Below are 18,047 nucleotides of genomic sequence, written 5' to 3' on the forward strand. Positions count from 1 at the left end.
AACTCTGGGACGGACTTGGGCTGGTTTCAATACTGGATACGATAAACCGGCTTAGCCGCCTGACCTGAACCGCCGTATACGGATCCGTACGTACGGTGGTGTGAGAGGACGGCGGATGTAAATCCGCCTCCTACTCGATGCGTTTTTTATAGATTGTGTGGCGAACGTCCCGCCTGCCTAATGTGTCCTAACACAGCCTCTATTATTCATTTCCCCCTACCAAAGGACCCTCTAATGAGCTCAGGTCACAGCCATGGCCAAGTACGTGCAGGTCATGAGAAAAAACTCCTGATAGCACTGGGCCTGACCACCGGATTCATGATCGCGGAAATTATCGGTGCATGGATCACAGGAAGTCTGGCACTTCTCTCCGACGCAGCACACATGTTTACCGACTCAGCTGCGCTGGCGATATCGCTCATGGCGTTGCAGATCGCAAAACGGCCTGCGGATCGCAACCGCACATTTGGTTATGCGCGATTCGAGATCCTGGCCTCGGCATTTAACGCCATGCTTCTTTTCTTCGTTGCTATCTACATTCTTTACGAGGCCTATCAAAGACTCGTGAGCCCTGCCCCTATTCAATCAACAGGGATGTTGGTTATCGCCATTCTGGGGCTGGTTGTGAACCTGGTCTCAATGCGGCTATTGGGGGCGGCGAGTGGTGAAAGTCTTAACGTAAAAGGTGCGTATCTGGAGGTCTGGAGCGACATGCTTGGATCGATAGGTGTCATTGTTGCGGCACTGGTGATCCGCTTCACCGGCTGGACGTGGGTGGATTCGCTCGTTGCGGCAGGCATTGGCTTGTGGGTATTGCCAAGAACCTGGACGCTCTTGCGTGAAAGCATGAATGTGCTTCTGGAGGGTGTTCCGAATGGGATTGACCTGGAAGAGGTCGAGCGAACCATTGTGGCGGTTGAGGGGGTCAAAGCGATCCATGACCTGCACGTCTGGTCGGTTACCAGCGGTAAAAACGTGATGAGCGTGCATCTGGTGATTCCACATACATCGCTTACCGGACAAGACATCCTGGCTCAGGTAACGACCTCAGTCAGTGAGAAATTTGATATTGCTCACTGCACCATTCAACTTGAGCATGATGGTTTCCACGATCAAGAGCACGAACATGCAGATCATGAGCATCATTCGTGAACCGCTCGCGGCGGTTTCCTGCCGCGAGCGGTGACTCAACGAGCAGACGCCCCTACACCTCTTCTTCCCGGCGATGCGCCCATTGATAAAGCGCAGGAAGTACAAGCAGTGTCAGAGCAGTAGAGGAAAGGATTCCGCCAATCACAACGGTCGCCAGTGGCCGTTGCACTTCAGCCCCGGTGCCTGTGGCCAATGCCATCGGGATAAAGCCAAGCGAAGCAACCAGCGCAGTCATCAACACGGGGCGCAAGCGTGTCAAAGCCCCCTCGTTAATGGCATCCGCCAACGAGCGCCCCTCTTGGCGTAGGTTGCGAATGAAAGAGATCATGACCAAGCCGTTCAGCACGGCGACCCCAGACAATGCGATGAAGCCTACGCCTGCTGAAATCGACAGCGGTATGTCACGCAGCCAAAGCGCCATGACGCCACCCGTCAATGCGAATGGAATACCTGTAAAGACCAGCAAACCGTCCTTCATGTTGTTGAACATCAAGAACAACAGCGCCAGCACCATCAGCAGCGCCACTGGAACCACTATCTGCAGGCGCTTGGCGGCGGACTGTAGCTGCTCGAACTGGCCACCCCAATTTGTCCAGTACCCCGCTGGAATCTGAACACTGCTGTTGATCGTCTCCCCCGCTTCCTGAACGAATGAGCCGAGGTCACGACCCCGTACGTTGGCGCTGACGATTACCAAACGCTTGCCGTTCTCCCGACTGATCTGGTTCGGACCCAGCACCAAATCCAGACTTGCCACCTGGGACAGGGAGATGAAGCTGATCTGCTGGTTAGCGCTGCTTGCGGTGGCAGGCACCGGGATAAGCAGGCTGGAAAGCCCGGCCACATCAGTTCTTAGTGCTTCAGACAAGCGCACCACCATGTCAAACCGGCGATCGCCTTCGTACAGTGTGCCCGCCTGGCGTCCGCCGACGGCAATAGCAATAGCGTCTTGAACATCGCCAACATTCAGGCCGTATCGCGCTGCCTTGTCGCGATCAATGTTGATCGTCAGCACAGGCAAGCCAGTGGTTTGTTCGACCTTTACCTCGGAGGAGCCGGGCACCGTCTGCAAGGTCGCGGCAATTTTGGCCGCAGTTTGGTTCAGCACAGCCATGTCGTCGCCAAACACTTTCACCGCGACGTCGCTGCGTACCCCTGAAACCAGCTCATTGAAGCGCAGCTGGATTGGCTGCGACAGCTCGTAGTTACTGCCGGGTACTGTCGCGGCAGCCTGTTGCAATTCGGCAATCAGTGTTTCCCGAGACTTGCCCGGGTCAGGCCACTCGCTTTGCGGCTTGAGCATGACGTAGCTGTCAGAGATATTCGGTGGCATCGGGTCGGCAGCGATTTCTGCCGTGCCGGTGCGGGCGAACATACGCTCCACTTCCGGCATTTTTTCCATGACGGCTTTTTCAAGACGCTGCTGCATGTCCACCGACTGGCTCAGGCTCGTGCCAGGAACCCGAAGCGCTTGCAGCGCAAAATCACCTTCACTCAAGCTGGGGATGAACTCGCTGCCCATGCGACTCGCCGTAAACCCGGACAGGACGATCAACACAAACGCCATGGAAAACGCTATCGACCGATGCCCCAGCACCCATTTCAGCACAGGTGCGTAGCGCAGGCGTGCCGTGCGCATCACCACGCCCTCTTCTTCCTTGACCTTGCCGGTGACGAACATAGCGATGGCGGCCGGCACGAACGTCACCGACAGGATCATGGCGCCCAGTAGCGCTATCACCACGGTAAATGCCATCGGGTGGAACATTTTGCCTTCGACGCCCGTCAAGGCGAAGATCGGCAGGTACACCACCATGATGATCAACTGACCGAAGATCAGCGGTCGACGCGCCTCTCTGGCGGCGGCAAACACCTCATGGAAACGCTCCGAGCGGGTCAACATCCGTCCGTGTTTGTGCTGCGCGTGGGCAAGCCTGCGGATCGCGTTTTCGACGATCACCACCGCACCGTCGACGATGATGCCAAAGTCCAGCGCGCCCAGGCTCATCAGATTGGCGCTGACTTTGTTGGTGAACATACCGGTGAAGGTGAATAACATTGCCAGCGGAATCACCATCGCGGTAATCAACGCTGCACGGATATTGCCGAGGAAAAGAAACAGAATCGCGATAACCAGAATGGCCCCTTCGATCAGGTTCTTCTTCACCGTGGAGATGGCTTTTTCAACGAGATTGGTACGGTCGTAAACGGTGATCGCTTCTACCCCTTTGGGCAGCGAGCGATTGATATCCGCCAGCTTGGCGGCGACAGCCTGCGAGACCGTGCGGCTGTTTTCGCCGATCAGCATGAACACGGTGCCGAGAACCACCTCACGGCCATTTTCCGTCGCAGCTCCCGAACGTAGCTCCTGACCGATATCCACATTTGCCACGCTGCTGACTCGAATAGGCGTGCCCTGAACGTTGGCAATCACGATGTTGGCGATGTCCTGGACTGTACCGAGCTGGCCCGGAGCACGAATCAGTAACTGCTCGCCGCCGCGCTCAATGTAGCCTGCGCCAATATTCGCGTTGTTACGCTCAAGGGCCGCCACCAGGTCGTTCAAGGTCAGCTTGTAGGCCGCCAGTTTCTTGGGATCTGGAGCGATCTGATACTGCTTGGCGAAACCACCAATGGTATTGATCTCGGCCACGCCAGGCACATTGCGCAGTTGCGGCTTGATGATCCAGTCCTGGATGACCCGAAGATCGGTTGGGGTATAAGGCGTTCCATCCTCTTTTAGCGCCCCCTCCCTGGCCTCAACCGTCCACAGGAAAATCTCGCCGAGCCCGGTGGAGATCGGCCCCATGACGGCGTCGACGCCCTCAGGCAGCTGATCCTTGGCGATTTGCAGACGCTCGCCCACCAACTGGCGTGCAAAAAACAGGTCGGTGCCATCTTCAAAAATCACCGTGACCTGCGACAGCCCCGAACGCGACAGAGAACGGGTCTGCTGCAGCCCGGGAAGTCCCGCCATGCTCGTTTCAATCGAAAAGGTCACCCGTTGTTCTGTCTCCAGCGGCGAAAAGCCGGGAGCCGACGTATTGATCTGCACCTGAACGTTAGTGATGTCAGGTACAGCATCGATGGGCAATTTCTGATAGCTGGCAATGCCAAGCCCAGCCATGAGCAAAACAGCAAGCATCACCACGATGCGTTGTTCGATTGCGAATTGGATTAACCGTTCAAACATGGCGTTGTACTCGTGCGGGGCAGATCAATGGGAATGCTCAGCGGAGCCTTTACCCAGCTCGGACTTGAGAATGAAACTGCCAGCGGCGGCCACTTGCGTGCCAACTGCCAAGCCTTGAACGATTTCCACATAGCCACCGTCGCGCCTGCCGACTTTCACCGGGCGCAGCTCAAAGCCTTCAGCATCACGAACAAACACCGAGGTCTTGTCTTCAATGGACTGGATGGCGGACTCAGGCAGGCTGACAGCTGCGTTGGCTTTGTCTGCAGTCACATCAACAGAGACAAACAGCCCTGGACGCCATGCCCCTTCAGGGTTGGCCAGCACCACGCGTACCGCAGCGGCTCGGGTCTGCTCCCCAAGCAAGCTTCCTACGTAACTGATGCGGCCTTCGACTTGAGCATCAAGGTCGGGGGCACTGACCGTTACCGCCCGGCCCACCACGACTTTGTTCAGATCCTTGGGCGTCACACCAAAGGTCGCCCAAACCCTGGACAAATCCGAGAGAGTGAAAGCAGAGCTTGATTCATTGACCACTTCGCCAATCGCAAGATGTTTTTCAATGACCACCGAGTTGAACGGAGCAATCAATTCGTAACGATTACCCGCGGACGGATTCAAGCTGGCGCCGATAGCGCTCAATTTCTGACGGCCGTTGGCGAAGCTGATGTCAGCCTCCTGATAGGCCTGACGGGCCAGCAGATAGTCCTGCTCTGCGGAAATCTTGTCTTCCCAGAGTTTTTTCTCGCGCTGCATGGTCAGACGTGCGAGCTCCAGACGACGCTGCGCGGCATTCAACTCACTGCGCTGATCGGAGATTTGCTGGCTCGCAATAACCGCCAGCACCTGGCCCCTTTTCACGGCCTGGCCCAGGTCAACTTTCACCTCCTCAACGATACCGCTGACCCTGGGCACCACATGGGTCGTACGGTCTTCGTCAAAGCGGATTTCACCAGGAAAGGTGACGGAAGTACTCATCTCCCGGGGCACGGCGACAACCAGCTCGATACCGGCTGCGCTGATCTGTTCAGCGCTGAGCGCAAGCTTTCCTTCTTGCGCATGGGACTCATCTGACGCATCGCTACCGTGGCCCTTTTCACCGTGAGTTTCGTCACTGTCTTTATCAGCGTGCTCCTTTTTGTCGCCGTGCCCGCTCTCACCCGCCTGCCCCTCTTCTTCCGAGTGCTCGTGCGGTGATTCTTTAGCGTCCTTGCTCGTCGGCTTCGGCTCAGCCGCCGAAGGAAAACCCTGATTACCCAGTGCCAGGCTCCCCAGGCCAATGATTGCGACCACAGCCAAGGCCGTTGTCATGCTCCGTTTGTTATCCATGGATGCTCCCGGCGATCACGTAGTTGCGTACACAACGAACGCCCAATAAGTACGAGAAAATGAGTTTAAGGATGGGTAGTGAACCGGTTCAGATCGCCGTAGATGCGCTCAACGGTCACTCTGGCGTCAGTCGCCATGGCCAGTGATTCGAGGTATTGGCCACGCGCCGCAATCAGCGTGCGCTGCGCATCGAGAACTTCCAGAAAGCCGAATTTGCCCATCTCGAAACCACGAGTGGCCGCATCAACAGCGCTTTTCGCCGACGGCAGGATGACTTGATCAAACGACTCCACATCCCGCATGGCAGTTGCCCACTGATCGAGTGCAGACTGGGTCTGGGTACGCAATCTGAGCTCTACAGCGTTGCGTAAGTCCCGGGCCTGATCGGCCCGCCGCGACGCCGCGAGCACATTTCCCTGGTTTCTGTTGAACAGCGGAAGGGGCATGGACATGCCGACAACGTTGACCCGCTCGCGGTCCTCGCGACTGTACTGACTGCCGATGCTCACGGTGAGGTCGGGGATGCGTTGCGCTCGCTCAGAACCCAACGCCGCGTCACGTTGCTCAATCTGGGCTTGCGCCAGACGCAGTTCGGCAGACTGATTGATAGCAGTGAAAATCTTCGCAGCTGGCGGAGATTTTCCTGGCGAGAGTTCCCGATATTCCAACCGATCAAATGATGACGTTGACGATCCGGTGGTCCGGGCCAGGTCACGGTAGCTGTTGGCTTTCAACGTTTGGGCTCGCCGGACCAGCACGTCAGTTTCAGCCAACTGCACTTGAGCACGGGTCACTTCGACCGGAGAGGATTTCCCCGCACGCACACGACCTTCGGCCACTTCTACGCCACGCTGGGCAAGCGCTTGGGACTGTCGCGCAAGATCCAGACCTGTGTCAGCCCGTACAGCTGTGAAAAAGGCCTGGACGACTTCGGCACGCAACTCGTTACCGCGGCGCTCAAGCTCCCACTGCGCAGCATCCTGGCCCCGGCTCGCGACCTCAATACGAGCGCCTCGCTTGCCTCCCAACTCCAGCGCCTGGCTGAGCATAACCGTCGTCGTGCTAGTGTTACGACGCGTGTCTTCCACTTCCCACGACAACTCGGGATTCGGAAACAGACCTGACTGTTGCCTGTCACCTTCGGCCACGCCGATCTCCCAGCGTGCCGCTGCAAGCTCGGGGTTTTCCGTAAATGCAGCCTCGATAGCCTCAGGCAAGCTTAAGCTCTGGGCAGCCACAACGCCGGGGACGGCGAAAGGCAACATCAGGGCGCATAGGACGCTCATTCTCACAGAGGCTGGCACAGGAAAAAATCTAGACCTAAGCACGTTCGCACTTCTCCAGTCGCATAAATCACCCAACCAAAAACAGGTATTACCCCGCCCCGAGGGCTGGAGTTTGATGCGGGGACTTTATGCAACAGGACTTATCAGAGGGATTGCTGGAACATTACAATTCTGTAATTGAGCGTCAGTGGATACTTCTTCACATTACAATGCGTGGCGCCATTATCTGCATTCGCTATAGAAATAATGCGCAATACTTTTTCGCTTGATTTGCGACGACATATTAAAAATGTGATTCATCTCTTAAATCCAGAGCGGCATAACTTTAAAGCTGATTTTCTTAAAGGAGTGGGTTGACCCTCAAGCGGCTACAGGCTCCAAGATCCTCCGAAAATTCAGAGAGCTGTGAGGCTCGCACCAGACTCAATAACAAAACGCTAACCCTCACAGAATTTGTTGATCATTCCCCCACCGATAGAAACAGGACATTCATATGCGAATCCTTGTTGTAGAGGACGAGCCAAAAACTGCCGAATACATGCATCAAGGTTTAACAGAGAGTGGCTATGTCGTGGATGTGGCTGCCACCGGACTTGACGGACTCTACCTGGCTCAGCACCAGACCTACGACATCATAATCCTGGATGTGAACCTGCCAGAAATGGAGGGCTGGGAAGTATTAGCCAAGCTCAGGAAAACCGATAATACCCGGGTCATGATGGTCACCGCTCGCGGTCGCCTGGATGAGAAAGTCAGGGGGCTGGAAATGGGCGCTGATGACTATCTCGTCAAGCCGTTCGAATTCCCTGAGCTGCTGGCCCGAGTGCGAACCCTCCTGCGTCGCAGTGAACAAAGCGGGTTGCCTGACGTATTGCGCGTAGGCGACCTTGAGCTGGATCAGGGACGACACAGAGCGTTCAGAGGCAACCAGCGTATCGACCTGACGACCAAGGAGTTTGCCCTGCTGCATCTGTTGATGCGCCATAGCGGAGAAGTCATGTCCCGCACTCAGATCATCTCTCTGGTGTGGGACATGAATTTTGATTGCGACACCAACGTCGTTGAAGTCTCGATCCGTCGGTTACGCGCCAAAATCGACGATCCTTTCGAGCATAAATTAATCCATACCCTGCGCGGCGTGGGTTATGTGCTGGAAGTCCGGGGATGAAACCGACTCGCCTGTCCATGAGGCTAGGCCTCACGGTAACCGCCATGAGCGCCGTGCTGGTATTGGTGATGGCGACGTTCGCCTATGCAACCATCTCCCATCAGTTGGACGTGAGAGCCAGAGATGGACTGAATGAAAAGCTGGGACAGATTGAACACAGTCTGGAGGAGAGCCTGGCCTCGACTGCCGATATTGTGCTTCACCCCCACAACCTGCGTGACCAGATCATTGGGCACGATAACTTCACCCTTATGATCCTCGACTCAGGCACCCCGCGAAAACGCTTGATGAACCTGGGAAGCAACGAGGGTTTAGAGCTACCTGTACCCGATACTGACGAGCCCTTGCAAGACTTCCAGCGTTTGAAATCTGCAGAGGGTTACGAAATTCTCGTGGCTTACAAGAAAGTGCGCCTCACTAGCGGCCAGCAAATCCTGATCATTCTTTCCCTGGATAGAAAGAGCGATGTCACATTACTCAACGCTTTTGTGAAGTCCACACTGATAGGACTGCCTCTTATCTTGCTGCTGGTGGGCGGCTGTGGGTGGTGGGTTGTACATCGCGGATTGAGACCTCTGCGCGCGTTCCGCAAGATTGCAGAAAGAGTCTGCGCTCGGGATCTCTCCTTGCGGATGAAAGTAACAGGGCTGCCTGACGAACTGCGTGACCTGGCCCATGCCGTCAATCTCATGCTCCATCGGCTGGACGGCGATGTTCAGCAACTGACGCAGTTCTCGGACGACCTGGCACATGAACTGCGCTCCCCGATGAACAATTTGATGGGCAAGGCTCAGGTGACCTTATCCAGAGAGCGGCCGCCGCAGGAGTACAAAAAGGTCCTTGAGTCCTGTACCGAGGAACTGGAGCGCTTGTCACTCATGGTGTCCCAGATGCTTTTTCTGGCGAGCGTGAGTCAGCCATCGGCTCGACTAGCGTTTGGCCCTGTGAACCTTCATGAGGAAGCCCAAAAAGTCGCCGAGCTGTTTGCATCGTCAGCTGAAGAGAAGGCTATGCTCTTACAGATCCAGGGGAGCGGTTGCGCCCAGGGCGACAGGCTGATGATCCAGCGGGCGATTTCGAATCTACTTTCTAATGCCATACGGCATGGCACTCCCGGTAGCACCGTCACGATAATGCTCGTCGAGCATGCTGATGAAGTAGCGCTGGCGGTACGCAATGAGGGCGACGGGATTGAAACCGAGCATTTACCTCGATTGTTTGATCGTTTCTACAGGGTTCATCCCAGTCGTTCCCGCCAACAAGGAGGCACAGGACTGGGGCTCGCCATCGTCCGCTCTATCATGACGCTGCATGGAGGTCGTGTAGCGGTTGAAAGCGAGCTGCGTCAGTTCACTGCGTTCACTTTGTATTTCCCCCACCCTCTTTCCCAAAAAATATCTGCGAGTACGATCAATGCACCTGCTTTCAGTTAAAAAACAAGCGTTTATCCTCGCCACTGCGGTAATCATCGGTTTCGCTCCTGTTCTACAGGCAGCCCCGCAGCTGTCCATTGACGTTCATCGGGACCCGAACTGCGGGTGCTGCAGCAAATGGATCGCTTACTTGCAAGAGCACGGCTATACCGTGGTCGATCACCTTGAAGACAACATGAGCGAGGTGAAGGAAAAGCTCGGTGTGCCCGCACAACTGGGGTCCTGTCATACCGGCGTGGTGAATGGGAAATTTGTGGAGGGTCATGTGCCTGTAGAACAAATAGCCGAGCTGACCCGGCGAACGGATCTGATCGGCGTCGCCGCACCCGGCATGCCAATGGGATCACCTGGCATGGAGTCAGGTAACCGTCGCAGTGCCTACCAAATCATCGGCCTGACCAAATCTGGCGCCGAAGAAGTCGTAGCTGACTATCCGGCCCGATAACTTCCGCCTTTATGGCTCTGGTTGACCGAAAAACCAATAGATCAGCCCCAGAGCCCATCATCAAAATCAGGTTGCAGAGACAGTGCGAAATTCTATGGTCAGGTGGCTGACTTCATGGACGGGCTTGAGGCGCTCGCCAATGCGATCCGCATTCGTTTAAGTTGTCTGGGCTTGGCTTGCAGGGACGGCAAGACATTCACGCCATCGCATGCTGCTGGATAAAAAAAGCCAGGCTGAGCAGGCCTGACCAAAGGAGTTTTTGTTGAGCAGTGCACACCGGCCTCGGAAATTATGAGGCGACAGCTTTATAGGGCTTCTGGGCTGAGGAGGCTTCACCCAAACGGTGATAGGCGCGATTGAAATACACCAGCCCCTCTTGGGAGCCGCCTATGCACAGGTCGAGGATTTCACAATAGAAAATCGTGTGTGAGCCCACTTCGTGAGCTTGGGTAATCCGGCAATGTTACCGGCCAGGGCATCGTCGGAGTTGATCAAGCGAACCAGCTTGCTGCTGGACCTTGAAGCTCTCGCCGGCACGCTCCAGTTCATAGACGATGTCGGCGCTGTAGTGCTTGAGCGAATCCTTGCGGAACTCACGCAGGTTCTGCGCACAACGTAAAGCCATCTATGGCATGACGGTATTCGACTATGGACTGCGCCAACGAATGGCGCATGCCATGAACTTGCTGATAAAGGACGGGGTATCAGCCTCTGAAGTCGCCAAGGCTATTGGCTACAGCAACCAGGCCAGTTTTTCGACAGCATTCAAGAAATATTATGGCCACCCTCCCCGCGAAGCGCGCCGTAGCACGAGCAAGTTTCTGACCCCCTGAGCCCGATCCCTCGCTGGAGAAGTTCAGAAAACAGGATTGATGCGCGCCGTGTGCGTCCATCGAGACCAGCAGGTCGCTCGACTTCCCGACCTTGAGCATCCACGCAGGTCAAGCCAGTGGGTCGCCAGTGGGTCGCCAGAATGCCCACTCCCCAACTACAAATCCAAAGCAACGCCATGCCATGCCTCAATACAGCCATTTTGCCGGGCTGGTGTAACCGCAAGTGTTCGTGTTTTTCATGGAGGTCTTCTTCGATGACTTATCGGCTTACGGTGGCTGCTCGCCTCGATCGAATGTGGGCATCAGACCGCGCGCCACAATCCTATAGTGGAAACGTGGCTCGATAAATAATCGTTCAGGATCAAGTATGTAGAATCTATGTCCACAGATGAAAGCCGGGCGCTATGTCCTTCCGTTGAGGCTACTGCCAGTGCTCACACAACCGTACCAACTCATCGACCACGTACCTCACCTTGGGCCGCAAGTGGGAAACCTTGGGCCATACGGCATGGACCTCAACCGGCTCCGGCTCATAGTCTCCCAGCACCTCTGCCAGCCTGCCTGCGTCAATATCGTCCTTGAAGAGGCAGCGCGGCATCTGGCACAGGCCAATGCCGGCCACGGCTGCGAGGATCATGGCCTCGCCGTCGCCTATCTGGTGGGTTGAAGGTGGCACATAACGAACGGTTTCTTGCCCTTCCCTGACTCGCCAGGAGAGCGGCTGCCCCCGTCGATGCCCGACGATGCAGTGGTGACGATTCAGATCTTCCAACGTGTCAGGTACGCCGAAACGGTCCAGGTAACTCGGCGCTGCACAGATAGCCCAGCGTTGTCGTGCAAGGCGGCGGGCAACCAGGCCGTTGGTATCTTTGAGTTCTCCAAAACGAACCAGCAGGTCGATGCCCTCCTCTATCGGATCGACCAGGTGGTCAGAAAAAGTCATGTTCAACTGCAGCGAGGGATACTTGTCAGCGATTTCAAATAACAAGGGCGCGACGACCCGGCGCCCGAATGCGACGGGCATGTCTACGCGCAATCGTCCGGAAGGCTCGCGGGTTCCCGGACCCAGTCCGCTCTCTGCAGCGCCGATTTCTTCGAGTGCGTTTGAGCAGGCGATGAAATAGGCATCGCCATCAGCAGTCAGGGAGATGCGACGAGTGGATCGATGAAACAGCTGCACCCCCAAGCGTCCCTCAAGACGAGCAATTGACTTGCCAACGGCAGACTTCGAAATCCCAAGTCGCCCGGCCGCCTCGGTAAAGCTGTTCGAGCGCGCAGCCACGACGAAGGTGATGACGCCTTGGAACGAGTCTATGGGGATCATAACGGCCTAAATAAGTAGACAATAAGTCTACCCACTTTATAGTTTTAGGCAGTTTATCGCCAGACGCTTCTACTCTAGCATTGCTGTATGTCACGGACTGATCACTTCAGACCCGAGTTTTTATCCCAAGAGGAATACATCATGCCCGTAGTCCGCGTTAGCTGGTTCGAAGGTAAAGAGCACGCTCAGAAAGCCACCGTCGCTGCTGAAATTACCGAAAGCATCGTCAAAAACACCGGCACCCCAGCCGAATACATCTATGTTATTTTCGAAGACGTAGCGCCATCAGATTGGGCAGGTTCGGGCAAGTTGTTCGGTGAAGCTCCCGAGAAGTCCTGAGCCTGAACACCGCATCGAATGCATCGGCTGGATCAGCGATGCATCCTCACCTGGCGTCCTCTGACGCCGACGATGGAAGAGACCCCCATGCATCCATATATTTCCTGCCTGTTCTCCCTTGCGATCAAACCCGGTGACTTTCCAGAGTTCAAAGCGCTGATCGCCAAGATCGTTGTCGCCACCAAGCAAGAGCCGGGCACATTGGTTTATGAGTACAGCGTCAACGAAGATCAAAGCGTTGCGCATATTCTTGAGCGCTACAACGTCGAATCCGTGGTCAGCCACGTAGACACGACCTTCGCTCCGTTCGGCAAACGCTTCCTCGAACTGTGCACCATTACCAGCCTGGTCGTGTACGGCACGCCTGATGCCGAGATCCGTAAACGTCTGGATCCGTTCGGTGCTGTGTACATGACGCCGTTCGACGGCTTCAGCCGCTAACTGATTTGATCCGCGCAGACTCGACTGCAAAAAAATGGGGCTGCGCTTATTTCCCCCTTTTACTGCACAGAGAGCACCATGTCCGCCATTGCTGACGTTATTAAGTCCCGAATTTCCGCCAACAACTACGACACTGAGCGCAAATTGTCAGATCAAGAGATCGCTGATCTGATTGATCTGGCGACACACGCGCCTTCCGCATTCAACCTTCAAAACTGGCGATTCATCGCCGTGCGCAGCGAGGAAGCAAAAACACGTTTGCTGCCATTGGCATACGGCCAACAGAAGGTGATGGATTCAGCGGTAACGTTCATTATTTGCGGCACCCTGAATCCGCATGAAACGATCCCAGCGTCCCTGAAACCGTCAATGGATGCCGGCATCATCGACAAGTCGATTTACGACATGTGGGTGGGCGCAGCTCAGGGTATGTACTCTGAAAATCCGCAACTGCGACGCGACGAAGCCATTCGCTCAGGTTCACTCGCCGCCATGACGCTGATGCTTGCTGCCAAAGGCCAGGGTCTTGATTCGACCCCAATGATCGGCTTCGATCAGGCGGCAGTCGCGAGTGCATTCGATCTTTCGGCTACCGAGATTCCGGTCATGCTGGTGACCGTCGGTTATCCGGGCGAGAGCAACTGGCCGCAAAAGCCACGTAAAGCCGTTCGCGAAGTGCTTGAGTTCATCTAGCAACAATGCGCCGACGTTGTCGGCGTTTCGCTCTTGCATGGGTTTGCTGGGGTCCGGGAACCCCGAAACGCACTACTTGCGGCTCGAAGGCAAACCCAGGCCATATGGCTCAAGTAACTGCGCGATAGTCTGCGAGGTATGACGGACCACTGGGTCGTTGCGACTATCCGGGTGCATAGCGACCCAAATGTCGAGATTGAGCATGGGGAGGTGACTCTCAAGCCTGGTCAGGCGGGGGTCGGGATCGCCGATAAAGCAGGGTAAACCTGCCACACCGATTCCTGTGCAAGCAGCTTCGTATTGATGACTCAACTCCGAGAGTTCGCAAGCCACACGCCTTGAGCCAATGACATCGTAAAGCCAACGTTTATGGGCAAAATCAGCTTGGCGGTCGGTATAGCCAACAAACGCCCACTGCTGCTCATCGTGCGCATAAGGGTAGTCTTGCCCTGCATAGAGTGCGAAGCGCATCTGCCCCACCTTCTTGATGATGTCTGTATCTTCGATGGGTGGAGATAATCGCAACGCCAGGTCCGCCTCCAGTCGCGACAATGAGGCGACATGAGACTCGCTCAGAATGGTCAGTTGCACCTGTGGGTAGAGACGCGCCAGTTTGGCGATGTTTGGTGCCAGAAAGTGCCTGGCAAGAATGGGAGGTGCCGTAATAGAAACCTTTGCCCTCACGGCTGTACTGGACGTCAAGCACTTGCGTTCTATGGCAAACGACTTCGCTTCAATATCCAAAGCATCCAGGAGTATTTGTTGACCTATAAGCGTGAGGCGTGACTCGCGCGCTAGCCGATCCACTAAACGGACATTGAGTTGGGCTTCCAACGAAGCCAGACGCCGACTGACGGTGGCTTGATTGACGCCTAATACGCGTGCCGCGCCCGACAAACTACCTGACCGGGCGATTGTTAAAAAGAATTGAAGATCTTCCCAGTTCATAAGCCATGCAAATATGCATTGAGTGCCTGCGGATTTTAGTATTTACGCATGGACTGTCAACCGATACTTTCCCCCACTGCCACAGCATTGCGACTATTAAAACCATGTCAAAAACCACATCCCTGGCTGCAATACACATCGCGGCCTGCTTAGGATTCCTCGTGGTCCAGCTTGACGTCAGCGTAGTGAACGTCGGCCTGGGTACACTGAAAACGGCTTTCGACACAAACCTCACTGGCCTGCAATGGGTCATCAACAGTTACGCGCTGGCGTTCTCCGCGCTGCTGATTCTCGGTGGCGCCTGGGGCGACAAGTTCGGCGCCAAGACGGTCTTCGCTTCAGGTTTTGCGATTTTCACAGTTGCCTCCATCGGCTGTGGTCTGTCAAACAGCATGAGCATGCTTATCGGCATGCGAATTGTTCAGGGTGTCGGGGCCGCGCTATTGGTCCCGACGTCTCTGACACTGATACGACTGGCTTTCGAGGACCCAGACAAACGTAGATCCGCCGTAGCGATGTGGGGTGCCTGTGGAGGTATTGCCTTGGCTGCCGGGCCTGTCATGGGTGGCCTGTTAATCGAGTACCTGGGCTGGCGCAGCGTTTTTTTGATCAATGTACCTATCGGCATTCTGGCGATCGGACTTGTCATGCGCTACGCCCCGGCATCTCCTCGCGTTGATCACAAAGTCGATGTACCAGGACAGATCAGTATTGCCATTTGTCTAGCCTCGCTGACTTACGCACTGACCGAGTTGAGCGCCAAGGGCTGGGCTACCGAAACTGTCTCGGCCATGGCAATCGCCTTGGTGTGCGCGATTGCCTTTGTTGTGATCGAACGCCGGATAAAACACCCACTGTTGCCAGAGCGCCTGGCCAAAAACAAAATATTGGCGACCACTGCGTTGGCCGGCGCGGCGATCAACCTCACCTTCTACGGAACGGTGTTTGTATTGAGCATCTACTTCCAATCATTTCTGCACTATGACGCGTTCAGAACAGGCCTCGCATTTATCCCCCTGACGGCAGTGCTGACCATTTCCACCATGGTCTCGTCGCGTATTGCCAAACGCGTGAGCGCGCCGCGCATCATCACTACCGGTTTCTTGATTCAGGTCATAGGCTTTCTGGCGCTGTCCAGAGTCACTCCAGACACTTCGCTTTGGTACCTGAACATTGCCTTGATGATTGTGGGCATTGGCAGCGCAGCATCAGTGCCCTCGATCACTAACTCAATGTTGTCATCTGTCTCCAAGGATGACGCTGGCATGGCATCCGGCTTGATGGCATCGGCACGGCAGTTGGGGGGCGTGATTGGTGTTGCCGTGTTTGGTGCAATGATTACCAGCACCGAACCCACCGCGTTTTCTCATGGTTTGTCCAATGCAATGATCGTCTGTGCATTGGCTCTACTGTTCTGTCTTGGCGTGAGCCATTGGGTCAGCCGCCCGTCCAAACTAACGATCAGCACCTGAATATCTCTTTGAGAAATTACCCTCAAAGAACGTCATGGAGAAACAAAATGAGAACCACGGCATAGCTCGCGCAACCACGCAGGACGAAACCTCACGAACATCAGATCGACTCTAAAGGAGAGCCGTATGGCCAACCCAACCGAATCCAATGGCAACATCAGTTCAAAAGTAGAAATCGAGTATCCCGACTTTACGAAACTGCCTGATCAGGTACGGGAAAAGTTTGAGAGGCTGCCAACGAAGGTTAACTTCTTTCGAATGCTGGGTTACAGCCCCGGAGCATTTATTCCGGTCATCGATCTGACCAACGCAATATTCAGGGACCTCACCCTCTCCGATTACCATAAGGAGATGATGGTTTTGCTGTTGGCTGCGCATGAGAACGTCGCCTACGAATGGGAGCAACATGTTTCCATCGCTCAAGTTGCGGGCGTTCGTCCTGATCAGTTCGTCGCCATAGCAGAAGGCTGCCTGGATGATGCCGCAGCTTTCAAAGAGGACGAGCGCGTCCTGCTCCGGTTTGGCCACGCCATTATCGAAAAAGGCAAGGCCCCGGGGGTACTCTTCAAGCATGCCTTGCAGCACTTCTCGCTCCAGGAGTTGAGCGATGCAATTATTGTCATTGGTTATTATCGGATGTTGTCAGGCTACATCCAGACCTTCGATATCGCCGTTGACGCCCAAGCGGATGGGAACTGGATCAAAGGCTGAAACTGATCCGCCCTCTACACACACGGCGGCATTATCGCCGTGTGTACTACAGCGCGACAGCGATCCTACAAGCTATCCCCCATGAGTCACTTTCAAGTTCTTGAAATGCGCGACGGTCCCGGACTCGATCCAGATACCATATTTGAGATTGCTCACCAGGAGTGCTGGTTTCGCCGCGTGATCAAGATACAAACTGGCTTTTGCCCCCTCCACTACAACTTTCATATGAATCCACCGCCCAAGATCGATAAATGAGTTCAGTTTCAGGGTCACGCTCTGAAATAGCAGATTCGTCAGCACATGAAAGGATCAATGGCAACTCTGCCACCGATCCCATCGAGTAACTCCAACAGTCAAGGATGGACGTTGAAGTCGCTAAAACCCGTCTATCGATTATGCCAAGTACACATCAACCGATGAGGTCAAACAATGTCATCGACCACACCACCATCAACCCTGAGCGCTGCGCCCGTGGTGGCTGATGCCTGATGCGAGCAAACATAGACGATCATGTTCGCGACTTCTTCGACGGTTGCAGCGCGCTGGATGATCGAGCTGGGGCGATGCTCCATGATGAAAGCCTTCGCGACCTCCTCAAGGGATTTGCCAGTGCGCTCTACTTCGCTCTGCATCATCGCTGCAACGCCATCGGACAATGTCGGCCCTGGCAGTACGCTATTGACGGTCACACCGCTGCCGGCGACGCGCTTGGCCAGACCACGCGCCAATGCCAATTGAGCTGTTTTGGATACGCCATAGTGAATCATGTCTGCCGGGATATTGCGTGCAGACTCAGAGGACACAAACACTACCCTGCCCCAGTTCTTGCCCATCATTGCCGGCAGCAGCGCACGACTCAGACGCACACCTGACATGACATTGGTCTGCCAATAGCTGTCCCAGACGTCATCGTCAGTTTCAAAGAAATCCTGGGGGCCATAGATACCCGCATTGTTCACCAGGATGTCGATATGCCCAGCGCCCTGCACCAGTTTTTCAACGCCATTTGGAGAACTCAGATCTGCGGCCACGCCAGTGATTGTGGCACCCGGCACAGCACTGGCTAGTTTGGCGACCGCATCGTTTACAGAACCGTCACTGCGGCCATTGATCACCACTTCTGCCCCAGCCTCAGCGAGCCCTTTGGCAATCGCGAAACCAATTCCGCAGGTCGATGCAGTCACCAGCGCACGTTTGGAATTCAACTGAATGTTCATCTTTTACTCCATCACGATCGGGTGGGCACAACCCACCCTATTGGGCTTCCACAGCATATATAG

Annotated in this window: 17 protein-coding genes and 1 pseudogene; 10 read left to right on the plus strand and 8 right to left on the minus strand. The window is 55.3% G+C overall.

The features are described from left to right. Positions 1–234 precede the first annotated feature (234 nt). On the plus strand, positions 235–1,152 hold the full coding sequence (locus VGC62_RS26950) for a cation diffusion facilitator family transporter (protein ID WP_331190127.1): 918 nt from the start codon (positions 235–237) through the stop codon (positions 1,150–1,152). Positions 1,153–1,204: 52 nt separating this feature from the next. Here VGC62_RS26950 and VGC62_RS26955 read toward each other — a convergent pair whose 3' ends face one another. From VGC62_RS26955 to VGC62_RS26965, 3 genes are all read right to left on the minus strand, one after another. Further along, positions 1,205–4,345, minus strand: coding sequence for a CusA/CzcA family heavy metal efflux RND transporter (locus VGC62_RS26955; RefSeq protein ID WP_331190128.1), 3,141 nt, complete (start codon positions 4,343–4,345; stop codon positions 1,205–1,207). Positions 4,346–4,369: 24 nt separating this feature from the next. Further along, positions 4,370–5,674 (minus strand): efflux RND transporter periplasmic adaptor subunit, encoded by a 1,305-nt coding sequence (locus VGC62_RS26960; RefSeq protein WP_331190129.1) that lies wholly within the window; start codon positions 5,672–5,674, stop codon positions 4,370–4,372. Positions 5,675–5,739: 65 nt separating this feature from the next. Further along, positions 5,740–6,966: a TolC family protein gene (locus tag VGC62_RS26965; RefSeq protein WP_331190201.1), complete on the minus strand. Its 1,227-nt coding sequence runs from the start codon at positions 6,964–6,966 to the stop codon at positions 5,740–5,742. Between the two features lie 487 nt (positions 6,967–7,453). On the opposite strand from VGC62_RS26965, the gene VGC62_RS26970 reads away from it, so the two are divergent. The 3 genes from VGC62_RS26970 to VGC62_RS26980 are packed head-to-tail and all read left to right on the plus strand — an operon-like array spanning position 7,454 to position 10,006. Beyond that, positions 7,454–8,128: a heavy metal response regulator transcription factor gene (locus VGC62_RS26970; RefSeq protein ID WP_331190130.1), complete on the plus strand. Its 675-nt coding sequence runs from the start codon at positions 7,454–7,456 to the stop codon at positions 8,126–8,128. Continuing rightward, positions 8,125–9,561, plus strand: a complete 1,437-nt coding sequence (locus VGC62_RS26975; protein ID WP_331190131.1) for a heavy metal sensor histidine kinase — start codon at positions 8,125–8,127, stop codon at positions 9,559–9,561. The genes VGC62_RS26970 and VGC62_RS26975 overlap by 4 nt, the downstream gene beginning before the upstream one ends. After that, positions 9,542–10,006 (plus strand): DUF411 domain-containing protein, encoded by a 465-nt coding sequence (locus VGC62_RS26980; RefSeq protein WP_331190132.1) that lies wholly within the window; start codon positions 9,542–9,544, stop codon positions 10,004–10,006. The genes VGC62_RS26975 and VGC62_RS26980 overlap by 20 nt, the downstream gene beginning before the upstream one ends. Positions 10,007–10,295: 289 nt before the next feature. Here the strand turns inward: VGC62_RS26980 and VGC62_RS26985 are convergent. Together VGC62_RS26985 and VGC62_RS26990 are read right to left on the minus strand one after the other, a co-directional pair. Then, positions 10,296–10,466 (minus strand): annotated as a pseudogene (locus tag VGC62_RS26985) (flavin reductase family protein); the annotation flags it as partial. 3 nt (positions 10,467–10,469) lie between these two features. After that, a complete protein-coding gene (locus VGC62_RS26990; protein ID WP_331190205.1) occupies positions 10,470–10,631 on the minus strand; it encodes a hypothetical protein in 162 nt (53 codons plus the stop codon). 7 nt (positions 10,632–10,638) lie between these two features. Between VGC62_RS26990 and VGC62_RS27870 the strand changes: the two genes are divergently transcribed. Continuing rightward, the gene (locus VGC62_RS27870) at positions 10,639–10,839 is read left to right on the plus strand and encodes a helix-turn-helix domain-containing protein (protein WP_414705855.1); all 201 of its coding nucleotides are present in this window, start codon (positions 10,639–10,641) and stop codon (positions 10,837–10,839) included. A gap of 421 nt (positions 10,840–11,260) precedes the next feature. Here VGC62_RS27870 and VGC62_RS26995 read toward each other — a convergent pair whose 3' ends face one another. Then, positions 11,261–12,163 carry a LysR family transcriptional regulator gene (locus VGC62_RS26995; RefSeq protein WP_331190133.1) on the minus strand — a complete coding sequence of 301 codons (903 nt, stop codon included), beginning with the start codon at positions 12,161–12,163 and terminating at the stop codon, positions 11,261–11,263. Between the two features lie 141 nt (positions 12,164–12,304). Here VGC62_RS26995 and VGC62_RS27000 point away from each other — a divergent pair, with 141 nt between their 5' ends. The 3 genes from VGC62_RS27000 to VGC62_RS27010 all read left to right on the plus strand — a co-directional run bounded on the left by VGC62_RS27000 (position 12,305) and on the right by VGC62_RS27010 (position 13,636). After that, entirely contained in the window at positions 12,305–12,502 is a 198-nt protein-coding gene (locus tag VGC62_RS27000; protein ID WP_020291262.1) for a tautomerase family protein, read from the plus strand. A gap of 87 nt (positions 12,503–12,589) precedes the next feature. Then, positions 12,590–12,943 carry a hypothetical protein gene (locus tag VGC62_RS27005; protein WP_331190134.1) on the plus strand — a complete coding sequence of 118 codons (354 nt, stop codon included), beginning with the start codon at positions 12,590–12,592 and terminating at the stop codon, positions 12,941–12,943. Between the two features lie 78 nt (positions 12,944–13,021). Beyond that, entirely contained in the window at positions 13,022–13,636 is a 615-nt protein-coding gene (locus tag VGC62_RS27010) for a nitroreductase family protein (RefSeq protein ID WP_331190135.1), read from the plus strand. A 72-nt stretch (positions 13,637–13,708) separates the two neighbouring features. Here VGC62_RS27010 and VGC62_RS27015 read toward each other — a convergent pair whose 3' ends face one another. Further along, positions 13,709–14,584, minus strand: coding sequence for a LysR family transcriptional regulator (locus VGC62_RS27015; RefSeq protein ID WP_331190136.1), 876 nt, complete (start codon positions 14,582–14,584; stop codon positions 13,709–13,711). Between the two features lie 104 nt (positions 14,585–14,688). On the opposite strand from VGC62_RS27015, the gene VGC62_RS27020 reads away from it, so the two are divergent. Both VGC62_RS27020 and VGC62_RS27025 read left to right on the plus strand, forming a co-directional pair. Then, on the plus strand, positions 14,689–16,056 hold the full coding sequence (locus tag VGC62_RS27020) for an MFS transporter (RefSeq protein ID WP_331190137.1): 1,368 nt from the start codon (positions 14,689–14,691) through the stop codon (positions 16,054–16,056). 126 nt (positions 16,057–16,182) lie between these two features. Beyond that, positions 16,183–16,767, plus strand: a complete 585-nt coding sequence (locus tag VGC62_RS27025; RefSeq protein WP_331190138.1) for a carboxymuconolactone decarboxylase — start codon at positions 16,183–16,185, stop codon at positions 16,765–16,767. 422 nt (positions 16,768–17,189) lie between these two features. Here VGC62_RS27025 and VGC62_RS27030 read toward each other — a convergent pair whose 3' ends face one another. Then, a complete protein-coding gene (locus VGC62_RS27030; protein WP_331190139.1) occupies positions 17,190–17,984 on the minus strand; it encodes an SDR family oxidoreductase in 795 nt (264 codons plus the stop codon). Positions 17,985–18,047 lie beyond the last annotated feature (63 nt).

This window comes from Pseudomonas sp. (assembly GCF_036404235.1).
Taxonomy (GTDB): Bacteria; Pseudomonadota; Gammaproteobacteria; order Pseudomonadales; family Pseudomonadaceae; genus Aquipseudomonas.